The sequence below is a fragment of the Pseudonocardia xinjiangensis genome (assembly GCF_050948425.1).
Taxonomy (GTDB): domain Bacteria; phylum Actinomycetota; class Actinomycetes; order Mycobacteriales; family Pseudonocardiaceae; genus Pseudonocardia; species Pseudonocardia xinjiangensis.
Genome location: NZ_CP192009.1, coordinates 3,015,456 through 3,030,279, shown reverse-complemented (window position 1 = coordinate 3,030,279; position 14,824 = coordinate 3,015,456). Strand labels below are relative to the sequence as shown.

The following is a 14,824-nucleotide window of genomic DNA, read 5'->3' as shown; positions in this document are numbered from 1 at the left end:
CGGCTCGATGAGGGGTCGGCCCGGATTTGCTCGCACGCCTAAGGGATCAAAACCATGGTCATTTCGCCTGGGCCGCATTGCGTACTCCACCGCTGAACCTGTGATTCGGAGTTCGGAAACGCGGTGAAGTCTCGGTGAACGCAAGAGGTACATTCAGTCTGGAGAGGATCAAATGTCTACTGTCACCAACATGGGCCAGAAGGACCTGCTGGAAGTTGTGCCGCCGTTCATCGCGCAGGGTTCGTCCGCGATGATTCGGCTCCTCGAGTTGCCGCCGGGGGACCCTGGTATCGCTCCCCACCGGCACTCCGGTCCCGTTTTCGGCTACATGCTCGAGGGGGAGATGCTGTTCGAGCTCGAGGGTGGGGCACCTTATCCGGTCAAGGCGGGAGAGGCTTTCTGGGAGCCGGGGGGTGATGTCATCCACTACACGATCGCAAACCTGCTCGCCGACAGGACCAGCCGCCTCGTCGTGGTCGCGATGATGACCCCTGGCGTCGAGATGCTCACCATGGTCAGCGAGGAGGAGCTCGCGGCCAAGGCGAGCGAACGGATCACCGCACCGAGCCGCTAGTCATCCGACCAGAACAGGCGCTTGACCTGCGCCCGCCGCAGGTGATGCCAGCGCCCGCCCCGATGCGATGATCTGTTGCTCACCAAGAAAGCCGCGGGTGAGTGTCACGCGGAGAATCAGAGCAGGCAGTTCTCAATCGTCGAATACGTGCCACCCATGTGGATTTGGCGAGCGTATCATTCGGAATATCTCAAGACAATTCGATATCGTTGTGGAAAGGGTATCGTGAGTGAGAACCTGACGACCGATGTGCTGGTGATCGGTAGCGGTCCCGCCGGGGGCGGGGCGGCGCTGGCGCTGGCCACGCTGGGCGTGGAGCACATCGTGGTCACCAAGTACCGGTGGACGGCGAACACGCCGCGGGCGCATCTGACCAACCAGCGGACGATGGAGATCTTCCGCGACCTGGGCATCGAGGACGACGTCCTGGCGCAGGCCACGGCGCATCATCTGCTGGGGAACACGGTGTTCTGCACGAGCCTGGCCGGTGACGAGATCGGGCGGGTGCGTACGTGGTTCACGCATCCGGCCCGGGAGGCGGACTACACGCTGGCCAGCCCGTCGCCCAACGGCGACATTCCGCAGACGTTGCTGGAGCCGATCGTGATCGGGCATGCGGCGTCGCGGGGCAGCCGGATCCGGTTCGACACCGAGTACGTCGGGCTGGTGCAGGACGCGGACGGGGTGACGGTGACGGTGCGGGACCGCGTCACCGGGCACCGGTACGACATCCGGGCGAAGTACGTGGTCGGCGCCGACGGTGGGCGCAGCGCGGTGGCCGCGGACGTCGGGCTGCCGTTCGAGGGCCAGATGGATCTCGCGGGGTCGATGAACATCGTGTTCCAGGCGGACCTGTCGCACCTCGTGGAGCACCGGCCGAGCAACTTGTACTGGGTGTTGCAGCCCGGGGCGGATGTCGGCGGCGTGGGCATGGGAGTGATCCGGATGGTGCGACCGTGGAACGAGTGGATGTGCATCTGGGGCTACGACATCTCGCAGCCGCCGCCGGATGTGGACGACGAGATGGCAGTCAAAATCGTCCATGAACTGGTGGGTGATGACACGATCCCGGTGACGATCCGCTCGACATCGCTGTGGGCCATCAACAAGATGTACGCCACCCGCTACCGCGCGGGCCGGGTGTTCTGCATGGGCGACGCGGTGCACCGGCATCCGCCGTCGAACGGCCTGGGGTCCAACACCTCGATTCAGGACGCCTACAACCTGGCCTGGAAGCTCGCGTACGTGCTCCGTGGTACCGCCGGTGAGGGACTGCTCGACAGCTACGACCTGGAGCGGGCCCCGGTCGGCGAGCAGATCGTGCTGCGGGCGAACAAGAGCATCGAGGAGTTCGGGCCGATCTTCGACGCGCTCGGGCTGGTCGGCGAGAGCGACCCCGAGGTGATGCGCCGGCACATCACAGCGCGTACGGCGAACACCCCGGAGGCAGCCGAGCAGCGGTCGAAGCTGCAGGCGGCGCTGGAGCTGAAGGACTACGAGTTCAACACGCACGGCGTGGAGCTCGGGCAGCGCTACGCCTCGGGCGCGGTGGTCCCGGACGGCACGCCGGAGCCTGCGTACACCCGCGATCCCGAGCTGTACTACCACCCGACGACCTGGCCGGGTGCCCGGTTGCCGCACGTGTGGCTCGGGCGTGACGGGCGACAGGTGTCGACCCACGACCTGGCGGGCAAGGGCCGGTTCTGCCTGTTCACCGGCACCGCCGGCGAGCAGTGGGCCGACGCCGCGGCGAAGGTGGCCGCCGACCTGGGCGTCGAGCTGGCCGCGTACGTGGTCGGCCCGGGCCGCGAGTACACCGACCTGTACGACGACTGGGCGCGGGCCCGCGAGGTCGGCGAGGACGGCTGCGTGCTCGTGCGCCCCGACGCCCACGTGGCGTGGCGATCAGCATCCCTCGCGACCGACCCGGCAGCAGAGCTGCACAGGGTCCTGACGTCGGTCCTCGCCCGCGACTGAGGGCTCGACCCGCAAACCTCTGCCCCGTGTGGCCACCCCGGGTCAGGAGGGCTGGTGGCATTCGAGGGGGTTGGCGGCGACGCGCCCGGCCATGTCCTTCTTGCAGACCGATGCGGCGGCGGCACTGTCCGGCTTGCGCCTCGCCTGGTCTTCGAAGCTCGCCAGCACCTCCGTGCCGAAACCCAGCCAGGGATAGCGGGTGAGCATCTGCGTCCTCGCGTCCGGCGGGAACTCCTCCGGGCGACGTCCGACCGCCTCCCAGCTGGTGGCGACCTGCAGCAGGTGGGACTCGGGGTCGGCGGTGGCGGACACGTCATCACGCATGTGCGTCACGATGATCTCCGCGGCCCGGGAGGCCCGCTCCGCGGGCCAGCCTGCCGCCACACCGAAGGTCCAGGCCAGATTCCCTCCTGCGACCTCGAACGGAAGCGTGTAGTTGTCGAACGCCTCCGCCAGCCCGATGTCGTGTAGCAGCGCCGAGACATAGACCAGCTCGTCGTCGGCGGCTATTCCGTGCGCTGTGCCGTACATCGTCGCCCAGAGGTAGCAGCGGACGGAATGGTTGAGCAGCGAGGGTGAGTGGAAACGGGTGGCCACGGACAGCGCGGCCGCGGCGGCGGGAGTCTCAGGAAACACGGGACCAGTCCTTTCTATCAGCCAGTGGAGTGCGTCATCAGCCGCGGACCCGGTTCACACGTGGGAAGGAGAGGCCAGCAGCGTTGCAGGACGGTCGCTCCCCAGGCTTCCGGCCCCTGGGGCGGCACGTCCACCCCGGTGCCCGCCAAATCGGAATACCGGCCAGCCCGAAGAAGACGCGCATCGAACCAGGCCCGGCTGCCCGGCGGCCTGTCGGATCTCGTCGTCATCGCTACAGCCGGCCGTGCCGAACGTCGAGCAGAGATTCCCGCGGATCCAGGTCTACATCGATCTTCTGCCCGTTGACGATGATCTCGTCACGAGATTCACGTTCGCTCTTCCGGGATGCGGTGGAACGGCCAGCGCCGCCCGATCCCGACGTGCAGGAGCACCGCGAGTCCGATCGCGTTCAGCGTGGTGTAGGACACCCAGTCCGATGGGGTGGCGCGCTGCCAGGACAGCATGTCGGCAATGCCTGTGAGCAGGACGAACAGGGCCGCTGAGACCACAGCCACGAGCGCGAGGCTGCCCCAGCGCCGAGCCCACGGCGGCCAGCCTTCGAACAGCATTCCCACGAGCAGTCCGCCCGCGACCACGCAGCCGCAGACGGAGTTGATCGTCTCGGCCGGAAGACCTGATCCGGACGACAGCACCCAGTAGGTCAGCAGACCGCCGGCGACGACCGTCGCGTTGTTCGCCAGCAACCGGGGCACGCGTGCCTCGATCAGGTTGAGGGGCCAGCCGCGCAGCACCACGAACACGACCGTCTGCCACACGGCGATCGTCACGATCATCGCACCGAAATCGGCGCCGCCCATGAGGCCGGGGCGCACGCTCGCACCGGCGACCGGCTCCGTGACAGCGACCACCGTCCACGTCGACACGACCGCGACCACCGCCGAGACGACCAGCGCGAGCAGGCCGGACAACGTCCGGTTGAAGCGGCGAAACGGCCACCGCTCACAGGCCAGGGTCAGCTGCAGCATCATCACGAAGCCCGCGCCGGCCAGCGGCAACGTGGCCGGGAACGTGGCCGAGTGCTCCGGACCGGCCCCGGGATCGAAGATCCCCACCAGATCCAGCCGGGCGGTCACGGCCTGCCCGGCCATGGTCAGGATGATCGCGCCGATGAGCACCAGGGCGGTGTCCACCCACCCCGTCCAGTCCGACCGCAACCGGGTGCCGGGCCAGTCCTCCCACCAGAACGCGATCAGCGCGACGACCGGTAGTGCGAACGTGGTCAGCGGGCTCAGCACGCGCACCGACCCCTCAGCCCCGCCCACTCCGTAGGCGAGGGCCACAGCGACGGGGAGAACGAACACCAGTCCGCCCATGACGGCCAATCCGGGCTGGCGGGCCAGCCGGTTCCCCTCGGCCCGCCGCACATCGTGCGGGAGGAGCCCCGATGGCGTCGTGACAAGGGGACGGGCGGTGCGCCCTGTCGGCACGCGGTGCTGCCACCGGTGGGAAACGACGGGAGCCGCCGTGTCGGCCCGGCGATCGTCGATCCCGTAGTCCGGCTCCACTGACCCGCGCTCCGCCGGCGAGTCTGCATCGTCAACGGGCATGGCATCCCGTCCTCACGATCGTTCGACGCCCGGACACCACCTGCACGCAGCGAAAACGGTCATCCGGGCAGCTCACATTACTACAGCTCGTCGGCCTGGAGCCGAGGTTGCGCCCGCCACCGAGCCTCCACCGCTGATGATCGCGCCGGACGGGATGCTGGAACCGTGGAGCCGAGGTCCCCGGTCGTCGCCCGTCTTTCCCTCCCCGCCGCCGGTACCGGGATGCTGTGCCGGTGAGCGACTTCGGCTGCCCGCGCCCGCTGCGCCGGTGATCGGTCGGGACGACCAGGTGGACGCGATCGTGGGTGTCCTGGCAGAGCCCTCGTGCTCCGTCCTGACGTTGACCGGGCCTGGCGGGGTCGGCAAGACCACGCTCGCCCTGCTGGTCGCGGCCGCGGCACGCGAACATTTCCCGGCCGGCACGGTGCTGGTCGAGCTCGCCGACGTCCGTTCCGCCGCGGACGTCGTCCCCGCCATCGCCACCGCGCTCGGCGTCCCCGACTCCGGCACCGCCGACCGCGTCGGGGCCGTTGCGTCGTTCCTGGGGAACCGAGGGCTGCTGCTCGTGCTCGACAACGTCGAGGGCGACCGATCTTGCTGACTACGCGGCAACCGCCCGGGCCAGGTGACATCGAAGGCGTGAGTTCAGCTGCCGGCCGGATCGGTGGCGGACTCGACGGCCTCGGCCAGCAGCCGGGAGAGAGCGTCGACCGTCGGGTTCTCCAGGATCGTGCGCACAGGTACGCGCAGCCCCAGCTCGGTCCGTAACCGGGACGCCATCCTGACCGCGAGCATCGAATGCCCGCCCAGTGCGAAGAAGTCGTCGTCGGGGTCGACCCGCGCCACCCCGAAGAGCTCACACCAGACCGCGGCGACGACGGCAGCGGTCCTGGCCCGGACGCCGCTGGACCCGTCCCAAGCGGTCCCGGCCCTCTCCTCGGACGCGCTCACTCGCCGGTCCCCCGCCCGGGCCGTCGTTGCTGCAGCCGGTTCCGGCGGTCGCGCAACCGGGTCGCCCGCGCCTGGCCGACCGGCTCGGACACCGCATGTCCGGTCCGGGGGTCGCCGGCGAGGTGCCGCGCAAGCGCGGCGATCGTCGGGAACTCCAGCAGCGACACCAGCGACGTCGTCGCGCCGGTGCGCGCGCCGATGAGGGTGTGCACGGTGGCGAGCGCGAAGGACGTGCCACCCAGGTCGAAGAAGTTGTCGTCGAGGCCGACGTCGTCGCGCCCCAGCACCTCCCGCCAGATCTGGACGAGGTCGTGCTCCGTCCCGGCGCGGGCCGCGGTGGTCGCCTCCGGGCGGATCGCGGCGGCGGACGCGGGACTCGGGGCGGACAGCCCGTCAGCGGCGGGCGGCGGATGCGGAGCAGGAGCGGGCAGCCCGTCGGCAGCGGGTTCGGGCAACGTCCGGACCGGGGCGTCCGGCGCCGCGACGGCCGCAGACAGCAGCCGCTCGAAGTACACGGCCATCCGGGCCACGGTGGCGGCCTCGAACAGGTCGGCCCGGTAGGTGAGCGTCAGGTCGAAGTCGTCCCCGCCTGCGGCCGAGCGGAACACCAGCATGTCGAGGTCGACCTTCGCCCCGGTCGGCGGGAGGTCGATGGCCGTGGCGCGCAGGCCCGCGAGGCGCGCGCTCACGATCGGCTCCTGCTCGAAGGAGAAGAACGCCTGGACCAGCGGGGCGTGCCCGGGGTCGCGCTCGGGCGCGAGCTCCTGCGCGAGCTGCTCCATCGACACCTCGCGGTGGGTCAGGACGTCCAGCAGCTCCCCCTGCACCGACCGGCACAGGTCGGCGAAGCCCCGGTCGGCGTGCGCCTCGACGAGCACCGGGAGGGTGGTGGCGAAGAACCCGATCACGCTCTCCAGCTCGACGCGGTCGCGGGCACTCACCGGCACGCCGACCAGCACGTCGCGAGAGCGGGCGAGGCGGGAGAGGAAGGTGGCGTACGCGGTGAGCATCAGCACGAACGGCGTCACGCGCAGTCGCTGCGCGAGCTGCAGCGCCGGCGTCATCACCGCGGCGCGCAGGGGGTGGCGGTGGTTCCCCCCGTGCGGGCCCGCGACCGGCGGGCGTGGCTTGTCGGTCGGCAGCCGCAGCACCATCGGGACCCCGGCGAGGCGCTCACGCCACCAGCCGAGCTGCTCGGCATCGACCGGGCGGGCCCGCTGCCAGGCCGCGTAGTCGGCGAACCGCACGGCAGGCGGGGGCGTCTCGGGCTCACCCGCGTAGGCCTGCGCCAGCTCGTCGAAGAACACCTGCAGCGACGGACCGTCCGAGACGAGCTGGTGCATCGTGACGACGAGCAGATGCCGCTCGGGGCCCGTCACCAGCAGCCGGGTGCGCAGCAGCGGCCCGCGTTCCAGGTCGAACGGCTCGTCGGCCCACGTCTGGGCCAGTCGCAACGCCGCGGCGTCCGCGACCCCGGTCCCGTCGGCGTCACGGTCGGCGTCCAGCTCGACGACGGGGAGTTCCACGTCCGGGTCGCCGATCCGCTGGACGGGTTCGAACGGCGGCGTGGTGCCCGGCGCGAAGGTCGTACGCAGCGCGTCGTGCCGCGCGACGACGCGCGCGAGGGCGCTGCGGAGCCGCGGCACGTCGAGCGGGCCCTCCAGGCGGACCGCCACCGTGATGTTGTACATCGGCGTGCCCGGGTGGAGCAGTTCGACCAGGTACAGCGCCCGCTGGGCACCCGACAGCGGTCCTGCCGTCCGGCCCGGCACCGGGATGGTGTCCGGCGCGTCCGCAGTGATCTTCTCGATCATGCTGCGCTCCCGGTGGCCAGCGCGAGCCGGTCGACCTTCCCGCTGGGTGTGCGCGGCAACGACCCGACGACGTCGGCCCGGACCGGCACCATGTAGGCGGGCAACCGGTCGCGCAGGTCCGCGAGCAGCCCCGCCGTCCAGGCCGAGGTGTCCTCAGGAGCCGACTTCGGCACGAGGAACGCACGCAGGCTCCGGTCCTCGGCCGCGGCGCCGCTGACCACCACCACCGCCTGCGCGACCGACGGGTCGGAGCAGAGCAGGCTCTCGATCTCCCCGAGCTCGATCCGGAACCCGCGCACCTTGACCTGCGTGTCCTCCCGGCCGAGGAACTCCAGGAGGCCGTCCGGGGTGACCCGGCCGAGGTCCCCGCTGCGGTAGGCGGGCACGGCCGGGTCCAGCGGGTCGGTGCGGTAGCTGCGCGCGGTGCGCTCGGGCAGACCGAGGTAGCCGGGGCCGACGGCGGCTCCGGTGATCCACAGCTCGCCCACCTCGCCGTCCGGCACGGGCCGGCCGTCCGCGTCGCAGACCCGGACGTCGGTGCCGGTGATCGGCGTGCCGATCGAGGGCAGGTCGACCCAGCCGGCCACGTCAGCGGGCAGCCGGTACCAGGTGGCGACGTGGGTCTCGGTCGTCCCCCACTGGTTCACCAGACGGCAGTCCGGCAGCCGGGTGAACATCGCCCGGATCGCCGCCGTGCACTGCACCTGCTCCCCCGACGTGAGGATCTCGCGCAGCGGGTGTGTCTCCGGGGTGGCGTCGTCGGCGAACAGGGCGAGCGACTGGATCATCACGAACGGCACGAAGAGCCGGTTGACCCGCTCCCGCTCGACGAGGTCCCAGAGCAGCTGCGGGTCCAACCGCTCGTCCTCGTGGCAGCAGACGACGGTGCCGCCCTCGCCGAGCGTGGGAAGCACCTCCTGGTAGGTGACGTCGAACGACGCCGGGGCGAACTGCAGGGTCCGGTCCCCCGGACCGCACTCGCTGGCCTCGGCCTGCCAGGCCACCAGGTTGGCGAGGTTGCGGTGGGCGTAGCGCACGCCCTTCGGGCGGCCGGTGGACCCGGAGGTGTAGACGACGTAGGCGATGTCGTCGCCGGCCACCTCGGGGGCCTCGAACACCGGAGCGGGGTCCGGCACGGGCCGGGCCGGCCCTGCGGTGGCGTAGCCGACCTCCCCGTCGGTCACGACGGTGCTGAAGCCGCCCAGCCGGTCGAGCTGACCCTGGTGGCCGACGACCAGCTCCACGCCGGCATCGGCGCACATGAACCGCAGCCGCTCGGGCGGGTACCCGACGTCCAGCGGCACCGCGACGCAGCCGGAGCGCAGCAGCCCGACCAGCGTCACGACCAGGTCCACGGACCGTTCCAGGTGCACGCCGACGGCCGTGCCGGGGACGGCACCGAGTTGCGCGAGCCGCGCCGCGACCTGCGCGGACCGCTCCCACAGGGTGCGGTAGTCGACGGCCTCGTCTGCCGAGCGGACCGCCTCGGCGTCCGGCGCCCGCCGCACGCGCTCGGCGACGGCACGCAACGCCGGGACCGTGGTCGCCGCGGTGCCGGGATCGGGACTCATTTGCGCCACTCCTCGGTCGTCGCCCGGCACAACGTGATCCGGTGCGGTCGCTCAGCGCGCAGCAGGACGCGGTTGAGCGCGTGCTCGATCTCGGCCGCCAGCCGCGGCCCGGGGTCGTCCGCGGCGACGTCCAGGCCGTAGCGCAGCTCGTTGCGGTCGTCCCGGTAGACGGTGGTGGTGGCGTGCCGGACGCCGGGCACCTCGGCGGCGATCCGGCGCACCGACGGCAGCCAGATCTTCTCCCCGCCGATGACCACCGAGTCAGCGGACCGGCCGCGGAAGTAGTGGTAACCGTCGGCGTCGATGTCGAACCGGTCGCCGGTGGCGACGGTGCCCGCGACGGTCGGGGCGCCCCCGGGGAGCCGTCGGCGCAGCACCGTGTCGGACTCGACGACGAGCTCGGCGCCGGGCCCGTCGCCCGCGGAGTCGCGCAGGTACGTCCGCACCCCCGGCAGCGGGGTGCCGACCGAGCCCCAGCGGTGCTCGGGCTCGCGGTGCGCAGCGAGCGTGGTCACGCGCGGGCCGGCCTCGGTGAGGCCGTAGGTGAGGTAGAGCTCCTGTTGCGGGCCGTCGGCCAGCAGCGCGCCGACGTGCGTCGGGTCGAGCTCGTCGCCGCCGACGGTGAGCACCCGCAGGGCGGCTGGTCCGGCAGGCGGGTCCGCGGCCAGCCGGACCGCCGCGCTGGGCGTCAGCGAGGACACCGTGACGTCGTGGGCGCGGATGGTCTCGACGAAGGACCGGGCGGTGAACGGCGGTCCGGAGACGACCAGCCGCGAGCCCCGCACGAACGCGGCCAGCGCCTGCGCGACCAGGCCGTAGGAGTAGTACAGGGGCAACGACGCCAGGACCGTGTCGTCGGGGCGCTGGCCGACGGCGGTGGCGTGGCGGTCGGCGTTGCGCAGCAGCGCGTCGACGCCGTGCAGGCAGCCGCTGGCGATCCCGGAGGTGCCCGACGTCATCAGCACGACCTCGCCCGGCTGGTACCGCTGGTGCGCCCGCCCGTCCAGCAGCGCCGCCTCGCACCGGCCGCCGAGCGGGTGCACCGTCGTCGCGCCGTACCGCGCCGGGTCGATCCGGGGCGCGATCAGCGCCGCCCCGCCCAGCTGCCTGCCGATCTCGGAGATCCGGGCGGCTCCGGCCACCGGCGGGAGCAGCACCGGGACCGCGCCGGCGAGCAGCACCCCGAAGAACGCGGCGAGGGTGATGGTGCCGTTCGGCATCGCGATCAGCACGGGAGAGCCGGGCGGCAGGCCCAGGTCGGCGACCGCGTCGACCACGACCGCAGCCGCGTCGGGCTCCGCCGGCGTCGGACCGCCGGGACCCGGTCCGACGTCCACCGACGCGGCCAGGAAGGCCAGCACCGCCGTCCGCTCCGGGACGTCCGAGCCTGCACTCATCACGCAGCCCCGAGTTGCTCGGCCCCGAGCACGACGCACCGCACCTGGTGCCCACGGATCGGATCGTGGTCGTGCACACCGATCACGACGTGGCTCGCGGTGCCTGTCCGCAGCCAGTGCCGGGCCATCGTGAGGGCCACCGGGCACCCGTCGACCGGATCGGTGGTGATCATGAGGGTCGGCCCCCGGAAGCCGTGCACCAGGCAGACGAGGCTGATCGGGCCGCCTGCGCTCGCCCCCGCGAAGCGCAGCGGTGAGAGCCGCCCACCCGGCACCGCGCGGCTGATCGCCGTCATCGTGTCCGTGGTGCCGTAGGTACTGACCAGGACCATCGCCGTGGCCTCGGGCGCTGCCCGTACCGTGTCCGGGCAGCCTGCCCACACCTCGTCGACGGTCTCCAGGACGGCCCACGAGGCCGGGTCCGCGTACAGGGAGGGGATCCGCCTGCGCGGCGGGGCTGTCCCGAGCTTGGCCAGCCGGCCCGCGGCCAGCTGGACCAGACCGGCTCCGCTCAGCTCCGGCTCCTGCCGGCCCGTCATGCGACCGCCTCCAGCGCGAGGCAGGTGGTGAACCCGCCGAACCCGAGCGTGACACTGAGCCCGACCTCGCCGGCGAACGGCAGCGCCGCGCCGCTCGGGAGGGGTAGCGGGAAGCCCGGCATCACCGTCTCCAGCCCGGGCACCGGTGGCACCTGCTTGTCCCGCAGCGCCAGCAGCACGGCGACGGCCTCCAGCGCTCCGGTGGCGCCCAACGTGTGGCCGAAAGCGCCCTTGGTGGCGAACACGACGGGTGCCGCCCCGCCCGCGAAGAGGCTCCCGAAGGCGCGGCACTCGACGTCGTCGTTGACCGGGGTGCCGGAGCCGTGCGCGTTGAGGACGCCGACCTCGCCGGTGCTGCGGCCGGCGGCGGCCAGCGCGGTGCGCACCGCCTGCACGACGGTGTCACCGCTCGGGTCGGGGGCGGTCGGGCCTGCGGCGTCGTTCGCCGAGCCGGTGCCCGAGAGCCGCCCCCGCACGCGAGCCCCGCGCGCCTGCGCCGAACCATCCCGCTCCAGCACGAGGAACGCCGCGCCCTCGCCGAGGACCATGCCGTCGTGGCTCTCGTCGAAGGCCCGCAGCGCGGTGGGCGACATGGTGCCGAGTGCGGAGTGCCCGAGCCGCTTGGCCTGCGTCAGCACGTCCACGCCACCGACGACGCAGATCTCCTCCTCACCCTCGGCGATCAGCGCGGCACCGACCAGGATCGCGTCCGAGCCCGCCGAGCAGGCGGTGCTCACCATGAGCGGGCGGCGGCCCATGCCCAGCCCCGTGGCGAGAGCCTCGCCCCACCGGTCCAGCCCGTCGGGTGGGACGTCCAGATGCGATCCGTAGCTCGTGCCGACCACCAGACGCAGCCGCGGATCGGTGACGTCGAGCCCGGCGTCGGCCACCGCGGCTCGCAGTGTTCGCGCGCCGAGCTCGTACTGGCGTTGCACCGGGTCGAGGTCCATCGGCAGGTCCGCCACGACCGCCGCCCGGCCGTTGCGCACCGGGTGCGCGCTCGGCACGGGCGTCACGCCGGTCGCCCCGCACAGCAGCGCCCGCCACACCTCGTCGAGGTCCGAGCCCAGCGCCGTGGACCAGGCCATCCCGGTGACCACCGCGCCGGTCGTCACCGCGCCGGTCGTCACCGCGCCGGTCGTCACTGCGCCGGTCACCACCACTGGTGCCCCATGTCGGCGGTCTTGCGCCGGACGAGGTTGGCGCGGAACGCGGCGACCGTCGTCGAGTCCACGACGGCCCGGCCCGAGAAGAAGAACGTGGCGCCCAGCAGGCGGTCGACCGAGACGGTGATCGTCACCGTGTCGCCGGGGGTGACGATCCGGAAGAACCGCGAGTTCATCGCGCCGACCAGCGTCAGCTCGTCCTCGGCGAGGCGCGTGGTGCTGACCTGGAACAGGATGATCCCGGACTGCGCGAACGCCTGGCTCAGATGGCTGGCCGGGAAGATCGCGCGCTCCGGGAAGTGCCCTGCGATCGCGTCCATCTGTGCCGACACCGAGAGCCTGCTGACCAGCCGCACACCCGGCTCGTAGTCGAGCACGCGGTCGAGGTAGAGCATCGGGTGCCGGTGGCGCAACCAGCTCTTGATCTCGGTGAAGCCCATTGTCCGGCTCGGCTCGGACGACGTGTCCCGGTCGGTCGCGACGTCGGGTTCAGCGGTGGACATCGGAGCGGGTCTCCTCGAGGACGGCGTGCAGGACGGGAAGCAGCGCGCACGGCGCACCGGTCGCGCGATCGGTGAGGGCCACGACGAGTTGGCCGGTGGCGAGCTCGGTGCCGTCCGCGGTCCGCCGGATCGTCGTGTCGATCCGGGCCCGCGCGGCGCCGAGGTGCCCGACGACGGGTTCCAGGCTCAGCTCGTCGGGATAGCGCGCCGGTGCGCGGTACCGGGTCGTCGACTCCGTGACGACGAGGTCGAACCCCTCGCGCGCGAGCACGCCGAGCCCGACGCCGAGCCGCTCGAGGTTCGCCAGCAACGCGGTCTCCTCCCATGCCGGGTACCGCGCGAAGTGCACGACGCCGGACGCGTCGGTGTCGGCGTGCTCGACGCGCCGGGTGACGGGCAGCAGCCGCGCACCCGCCGGTGCGGACGGGACGGCCGTCACGCCGCGAGCTCCCGCAGAGCCTGCGACCCGGCTGCCAGCCGCGCGGCGATCGTCTCGACGTCGTCGGCGGACACGACGAGCGGCGGCGCCACCCGCATCGTCGGGTACACGTACCGCAGGCCGTGCGAACGGCGCCCGGCGCCGGACATGAACTCCACGTAGACGCCATTGCGGATCATGCAGTTGCGCAGCTCGCCGATGCGGGCGGCGGCGGCCTCGGTCAGCTCGATCCCGTGCAGCAGACCCACTCCGCGGGCCTCCCGGTACAGGTCGGGGAACGGCGCCACCACCCGCTCCCGCAGCAGCCGGCCCAGCTGCGCGCCCACCTCCGCGGAGCGCTCGAGCAGCCCCTCCCCAACAACGTGGTCGAGGCCTGCCCGGATCACCGCGCACGTGAGCGGGCGCAGGTCGGAGGTCGAGACCGTGCCGGTCGGTCGCACCCCGAGCTCGCGGCGCACGATGACCATCGAGGTCGACAGCGCACCCATGCCGAGGCTCTTGCCGATCACCGTGATGTCGGTGGGGATGGGGCCCTCGTCGTCGGACATCGCGAAGAACCCGCCGGTCTTGGCGAAGGTGAGGACCTCGTCCGCCACCAGCAGGGCGCCGCTCTGCTCGGCGAGCGCGGCCAGCCGGCGCAGGTAGCCCTGCTCCGGCACCATGATCCCGGCGTCGCCCTGGACGGGCTCGACCACCACCGCCAGCACGCGGTCGCCGTTGCGGTCGAACCATTCCTGCGCCGCCTCGACGTCACCGAACGGGATGTGGTCGGTGCTGAAGCCGAACTGCTCCGGGGCGACCGCGGGCAGCCCGACCCGGTAGTGGCGGCGGTTGAGCAGCGGAAGCAGTCCCCCCGACCAGCCGTGCCACGCCCCCTCGAAGCCGAGCACGATGTCACGCTGCTCGGCCCCGGGGACGGCGCGCAGCAGGCGCCGGTCGAAGCGCGACTCGAGGACGAGACGCAGCGCGAGCTCCATGCCCTCCGAGCCCGAGTTGCGTCCGCTGACCCGGTAGTCCGCCGCCGGGAACCGGTCCGCGAACAGCCCGCCGGGACCGAACAGCCGCTCCAGGAGCAGGGAACGCTCCGCCGAGGCGATCTCATCGGTCACGTAGCCCGCTTGCCGGACCGCGGTCGCCAACGCCTCGGCGATCACCTCCGACCCCGCACCCAGGCAGGCGGACCCGTACCCGCCGCTGGCGTCCAGCACGTCGAAGGAGCGGCCCGCCTGACCACCTGCAAGCTCGACGAACTGCTGGACGATCCCCCTCGCCCCGGTGCACCCGAACGGCAGCGGGTCCGCTCCGTAGTGGTCGAACTGGACGTCCCGGTCGAACCACGACCGGGTCGATCCGAGCACGCCTGCGGCTGACATGGATGTGTCCTCTCGGGCCGTGCTGGTCGGAGCCATGGACGGTCAGTCGCCGGCGACGGTGGAGCTGCCCTGCAAGGTGCGGACGAGGTCGGCCACGCTGCGGATGCTGGTGAAGTTCTCCGGCGTGAAGTCGGCGTCGGAGATCGTGACCCCGAACGTGTTCTCGCACTGGACCCGCAGCTCGACGAAGCCCAGCGAGTCCAGCCCGAGATCGCCGCGCAGCCGGTCCTCGGGGCTCATCCGGTCCTCCGGGACCTCGACGAACAGGTCCGCAACCAGCAGGGAGCCGATGGCTCGCTCGATGTCGTTCACAGAG

General features: G+C 72.1%; 15 protein-coding genes. 3 read left to right on the top strand and 12 right to left on the bottom strand.

Annotated features, from left to right (window positions below; translation table 11 throughout):
• Positions 1-190: 190 nt before the first annotated feature.
• Both ACQPZA_RS14400 and ACQPZA_RS14395 read left to right on the top strand, forming a co-directional pair.
• Complete coding sequence (locus tag ACQPZA_RS14400; protein WP_433281292.1) at positions 191-574, top strand: cupin domain-containing protein; 384 nt, start codon at positions 191-193, stop codon at positions 572-574.
• A gap of 225 nt (positions 575-799) precedes the next feature.
• The gene (locus ACQPZA_RS14395) at positions 800-2,551 is read left to right on the top strand and encodes an FAD-dependent oxidoreductase (protein ID WP_433281290.1); all 1,752 of its coding nucleotides are present in this window, start codon (positions 800-802) and stop codon (positions 2,549-2,551) included.
• 42 nt (positions 2,552-2,593) lie between these two features.
• Here the strand turns inward: ACQPZA_RS14395 and ACQPZA_RS14390 are convergent, their stop codons facing one another.
• Entirely contained in the window at positions 2,594-3,187 is a 594-nt protein-coding gene (locus ACQPZA_RS14390) for an HD domain-containing protein (RefSeq protein WP_433281288.1), read from the bottom strand.
• A 326-nt stretch (positions 3,188-3,513) separates the two neighbouring features.
• Positions 3,514-4,755 (bottom strand): hypothetical protein, encoded by a 1,242-nt coding sequence (locus ACQPZA_RS14385; protein WP_433281286.1) that lies wholly within the window; start codon positions 4,753-4,755, stop codon positions 3,514-3,516.
• 268 nt (positions 4,756-5,023) lie between these two features.
• Here ACQPZA_RS14385 and ACQPZA_RS14380 point away from each other — a divergent pair, with 268 nt between their 5' ends.
• The gene (locus tag ACQPZA_RS14380; protein WP_433281284.1) at positions 5,024-5,356 is read left to right on the top strand and encodes an AAA family ATPase; all 333 of its coding nucleotides are present in this window, start codon (positions 5,024-5,026) and stop codon (positions 5,354-5,356) included.
• Positions 5,357-5,400: 44 nt separating this feature from the next.
• Here ACQPZA_RS14380 and ACQPZA_RS14375 read toward each other — a convergent pair whose 3' ends face one another.
• From ACQPZA_RS14375 to ACQPZA_RS14330, 10 genes are read right to left on the bottom strand one after another with little or no spacing between them, the layout of a single operon-like run.
• Positions 5,401-5,706, bottom strand: coding sequence for a phosphopantetheine-binding protein (locus ACQPZA_RS14375; RefSeq protein WP_433281282.1), 306 nt, complete (start codon positions 5,704-5,706; stop codon positions 5,401-5,403).
• Complete coding sequence (locus ACQPZA_RS14370; RefSeq protein WP_433281280.1) at positions 5,703-7,520, bottom strand: condensation domain-containing protein; 1,818 nt, start codon at positions 7,518-7,520, stop codon at positions 5,703-5,705. The genes ACQPZA_RS14375 and ACQPZA_RS14370 overlap by 4 nt, the downstream gene beginning before the upstream one ends.
• Entirely contained in the window at positions 7,517-9,091 is a 1,575-nt protein-coding gene (locus ACQPZA_RS14365) for an amino acid adenylation domain-containing protein (RefSeq protein WP_433281278.1), read from the bottom strand. The genes ACQPZA_RS14370 and ACQPZA_RS14365 overlap by 4 nt, the downstream gene beginning before the upstream one ends.
• Positions 9,088-10,488: a class I adenylate-forming enzyme family protein gene (locus ACQPZA_RS14360; protein WP_433281276.1), complete on the bottom strand. Its 1,401-nt coding sequence runs from the start codon at positions 10,486-10,488 to the stop codon at positions 9,088-9,090. The genes ACQPZA_RS14365 and ACQPZA_RS14360 overlap by 4 nt, the downstream gene beginning before the upstream one ends.
• A complete protein-coding gene (locus tag ACQPZA_RS14355) occupies positions 10,488-11,027 on the bottom strand; it encodes a hypothetical protein (RefSeq protein ID WP_433281274.1) in 540 nt (179 codons plus the stop codon). The genes ACQPZA_RS14360 and ACQPZA_RS14355 overlap by 1 nt, the downstream gene beginning before the upstream one ends.
• A complete protein-coding gene (locus ACQPZA_RS14350) occupies positions 11,024-12,172 on the bottom strand; it encodes a beta-ketoacyl synthase N-terminal-like domain-containing protein (RefSeq protein ID WP_433281272.1) in 1,149 nt (382 codons plus the stop codon). The genes ACQPZA_RS14355 and ACQPZA_RS14350 overlap by 4 nt, the downstream gene beginning before the upstream one ends.
• Before the next feature lie 8 nt (positions 12,173-12,180).
• The gene (locus tag ACQPZA_RS14345; RefSeq protein ID WP_211173645.1) at positions 12,181-12,696 is read right to left on the bottom strand and encodes a 3-hydroxyacyl-ACP dehydratase FabZ family protein; all 516 of its coding nucleotides are present in this window, start codon (positions 12,694-12,696) and stop codon (positions 12,181-12,183) included.
• Positions 12,683-13,135 (bottom strand): acyl-CoA thioesterase, encoded by a 453-nt coding sequence (locus ACQPZA_RS14340; RefSeq protein ID WP_433281270.1) that lies wholly within the window; start codon positions 13,133-13,135, stop codon positions 12,683-12,685. The genes ACQPZA_RS14345 and ACQPZA_RS14340 overlap by 14 nt, the downstream gene beginning before the upstream one ends.
• Entirely contained in the window at positions 13,132-14,508 is a 1,377-nt protein-coding gene (locus ACQPZA_RS14335) for an aminotransferase class III-fold pyridoxal phosphate-dependent enzyme (protein WP_433281267.1), read from the bottom strand. Before ACQPZA_RS14335 ends, ACQPZA_RS14340 begins: the two co-directional genes overlap by 4 nt.
• A 42-nt stretch (positions 14,509-14,550) precedes the next feature.
• On the bottom strand, positions 14,551-14,820 hold the full coding sequence (locus ACQPZA_RS14330) for an acyl carrier protein (RefSeq protein ID WP_169393790.1): 270 nt from the start codon (positions 14,818-14,820) through the stop codon (positions 14,551-14,553).
• Positions 14,821-14,824: the final 4 nt, after the last annotated feature.